1 protein-coding gene is annotated in these 4,247 nt (G+C 51.0%); it reads left to right on the top strand.

From position 1 onward, the window contains the following. The first annotated feature begins 51 nt into the window (after positions 1-51). Complete coding sequence (locus D1841_RS16620; protein WP_207710196.1) at positions 52-3,804, top strand: S-layer homology domain-containing protein; 3,753 nt, start codon at positions 52-54, stop codon at positions 3,802-3,804. Positions 3,805-4,247: the final 443 nt, after the last annotated feature.

Genomic DNA, 4,247 nt, shown 5'->3' with positions numbered 1-4,247 from the left:
TTTCTGAAGAAATCACTTGCGGCTGTCTTGGCTGTTCTTATGATTGCCGCAATGATTCCGCTCAGCGCTGCTGCTGCCGATACACCTCCTTCGATCTTCGTAGATCACGAAGAGGTATATGCGGAAGGCAACAGCTACTCCGTCAAGCGGGAAATTGACCCGTCTGCGGTGTATCTGGGCACAAACTACACACTGGACGAGAGCGTCATGGTGATGATTGCCCCTGGCAGTGGCGATGAAATGGAATTGCAGAACGAAGGCAGTTCAAGCACTGTCTTCGATCTGAATTACTGGGCCACCAAGAGCGGCAACATCTACACCATCAAGCTGGAGTGGCGCGGTGATGACAAAGATGGTGACGGCATCCGCCAGAAGTTGGGCGATTACACCCTGACCATCGACAACTCCCCCGACGCACCTAACACTGACACCGGCATTAACCGTGTGAACCTGACCGATGAAAACGATCCTACTACTAGTAGCAGTGATGAAAAAATTTATGATCCCAGTGCTTTCGATATCACTGCAGGCACTGTGCTGGTTACCCTGCCCTTTGGCACGGATATCCCCAATGAACTGCTAACTGATATGGACAATACGACCACACCGAAAGCTGCTGAGGTTTTCGAGCCTGCTAACAGCAGTGCAACCGTAACATTCACAGCGAAAACTGGATTCGCAGGCAACTACGCTGACGGCAAGTCTGTTACTGTGGGCGTTGCTACCGTTGAGGTTGCTGGGCAGATTCAGAATTATGATGTGAAGGTGAAGTGGCAGCCTGGTTTCTCCAGCTTTGAAATTGAGGGCCAGGAATCTGTTGAAATCGGCACGAACGTCACTGGAGGCGGCATTGCCAAGCCCTACATTACCGTTACCATGCCCTTTGGCACTGGCACCGGCAAGAGCACCCGCATTAAGCCCACCTTCACCCTGGGCGACACTATTTCCAAGGGTGTTGTGAAGATTAACTCTGAAAACCGTCCTCTGACAAGCGGCATGACTTTCCCTCAGTTGGATAACGATTCCGACCATGGCTATCTTGCAGACGGCTCTGGAATTATAACCGGCGGTCAATTGATAGATGCTGGTAGCGCGATTATCAGGCTGGTTCGGAAAAACTATGCCACTACAGATTACAATTCCGGCCTCTATACCAACGCTAAAAAGGTTCTTCTCACTGTGAAGGATGTTTCCAAGAACGCTGAAGCCAAGCTGACCAAAATTCAGGTGCAGGGACTTGACAATTCTGTACAGTATAGCAACGAGTATGAGCTGGCCCAGAGCGGCACCACCACTGTGGAACTGCCCAAGAGCTTTGCCGCTACTACCTATAAAAATCAGGGCAAACTGTTGCTGGAAGGCTCTCTTGGCGCTACTGTAAGTGTTGTGGAAGACAAGCTGACCGTCCAGATTGGCACTACTGGCAAGCAGAAACTTTCTCCTGTTACCATTCTGGAAACCAACGTTGACAAGAACAAGACTGTACGTATTCGTGTTACCTCTGAAGATGGCCACACGATAAAGGAATATCCTGTTGTCTTTAAGAAGGCTGCAGAAGAAAAGGCTATCCTGCAGGAACTTGTCCTCAAGGGCAAAGACGCAGCCGGCAACACGGTAAGGGCCGCTATCACCAGCCAGTATAGGGCTGAAAATGACAATGCTACAGTGGTGGAAATTAAAGTTCCCTACACCTGGATGCTGGAGAACAATCTGAAGGATGTGGAAGTGTTCGCCCTTGCCAGCACTGGCGCTGACATTAAGGTTTATCAGGACCCCTCTGACCCGGACGAAGCTGAAAAGCAAGTGGATTTATTTGCTGAGCGCGGTCTTAAAATAGGCCCCTGGACAAATGACACCGACATAGCAAATACTCTTAACAACGGTTCTAGCGACCCCAGAGTGTCTGTTCAGTGGAACACCAAGAACCTGTTCCAGTTGACTGGATTTACTCCTGTCAAAATTACTGTCCGCAACACAAATCTCCCTGCTGACAAGCAGAACAACACTTATATCGTCAAGCTGATTGCTGACAAGGCCACTGCCCGCACAGGCCGCGTGTTCAATGGCGCCAGCGAGGTGACAGATCAAAGCAAGTACAGCAGTGTAACGGCTGACAACACCTTTACCATGACTCCCGGCACTGCCAACGATCAGGGCAAGTTCTCTGTAAACACCCTGGAACTGAAGGTTCCTCATTCCTACTCTCCTTTAAGTTCCCGTGTGCTTTACGGCCTGAACTTCAAGACCTATGACGGCGCTGTGGTTTTGATTAACCCGGCTTCCGGCGCTGCCGATGACAGCAAGGCTTTCTTCAAGCTGGATCCTAAATACTATGGCAACCAGTCTGATAATGTAGGCACAAACCTTACACTGCCTGTTGGCAGCACCACTGATGGTCTGAAAAAATGGCTGACAGCCTATAACGCTGACACCCGCACCATCGACACCACGAAGGCTGCCGAGATTTGGGTTGTAAGCGAAAAGGGCTGGGTCGACAGCACTTACAGTGACGGCGTTTTGTGGGACGCAGAAATGAAAACGCTGGTTGACGACAAGCTGGCTACAAAGTATTACCTGTATGCTACCCGCGCCGAAGCCGAAACCGGCCATGAACTGCTGAGCATGGAGTCCACCCTGGATTCCAATGTGGAAGTGAACTTTGACAAGACTGCCCGGATTATCGACATTGACGTGCCCAACAGCTATGCAAACGGGACAAAGACATTCTCCCTGAATTTCGCCACTTCCAAGCTGGCTTCTGTCACCTTTGAGGATGATGTGAACGATCCCAAGCTGCAAATGAAGTCTGACTTAGGCTCTAAGGAGACCGTGGATTGCACACAGTTCACTGTGACGGCTGTTGGTGTTCTGCAAGATTCTAACAATAATCCCCTTACTGCGGCACGTGTTGGCAGCATCAGCAAGGGCACTCTGCTGGTGACAAACGAGAAGGGCGACTTTACCAGCCGCTACACCGTAAGGGTTACGGTGTCCACTGTGCAGCAGGGCGCTGAGATCACCTCCCTGAAGGCTGCAGGCACTTCTGCCAGCATCACCGGCACAGACATCTCCCTCACCCTGCCTGTCGGCACTGACCTGAAATCTCAGAAGCTGGATATCAAGGCTTCCCGTATGGCTAAGATTCTTATTAACGGCGTGGCCTACAGCCCCGATAAGAACTACAACCTGAACAGCCCCCTGACCATCAAGGTCACTTCTGAGAGCGGCACAAACAACAACACCTATAAGCTGACCACCAAGACTGCCACTGGCTTTACTGATGTGAAGTCCACCGACTGGTTCTATAGCTATGTGAACAAGGCAGTCGAGGAAGGCATTGTATTGGGCATTGGCGACAACAAGTTCGGGCCTTACACCAACATCACCCGCCAGGACTTTGCTGTTATGACTGTGCGTATGCTGGGTGTGGCTGTGGACGACAAGCTGACTATCCCTTACACTGACAGCGACAAAATCTCTGAGTATGCTAAGAACGCTGTTGCCTACTGCGCAGCCAACAAGATTCTGAGCGGTTATGAGGACATGACTTTCCGTCCCCAGCAGAACATCACCCGCGAGGAAGCCGCTAAGATTCTGGCGGTTGCCCTCAAGCTGGAAGTGACCGGCACCACCACTTTCGCAGACAACGCCCGGATTCAGACTTGGGCAGTGCCCTACGTGGCAGCCTGCCAGAAGGCTGGCGTCTTCAATGGCGATGAGGCTAACCGCTTCAATCCCCAGCAGAAGATCACCCGCGCTGAGACAGCAAAGGTTATGGTGGACTCCTTGAAGATTAAGAAATAAGGTATTTCAACTCACCTAAATTTTACAAAGCCCGAAGCGAAAGGGAGCGCGGAAACGCACTCCCTTTTGCTGCCTCCGGCGGCCAAAGGGGATTTTTTCAAAAATCCCCTTTGGAAACCCAAAAACTTTTGAGACGCACCACATGGCAGAGAATCACAGCGCAATCCACCCGGTTCCCTGCCGTTTTTATTTTTCTCTTTTGGGGGAAATAGGACGGGAGCACCCTCAGCACGCGGGCACTCCCGTAAGCGCATGGCAAAACGCAAATGTAATATTTGCGTTTTCATGCGGCGAAAAAACAGCACTCTGTCCCTTGCGTCTTATGTGCAAACGCTATCGCATCGCGATTGCGTTTCATCACGTTGCAAAGAAAGGACGCAGGTTGCCCTGCGCCCTCTCTTTTTGGGAACTGTAAAATTTAGGTGAGTTGAAACCTTACTTGA

It is taken from the genome of Neglectibacter sp. X4 (assembly GCF_009917365.1).
Lineage (GTDB): Bacteria > Bacillota > Clostridia > Oscillospirales > Acutalibacteraceae > Acutalibacter.
This window is presented reverse-complemented; position numbering and strand designations above follow the sequence as displayed.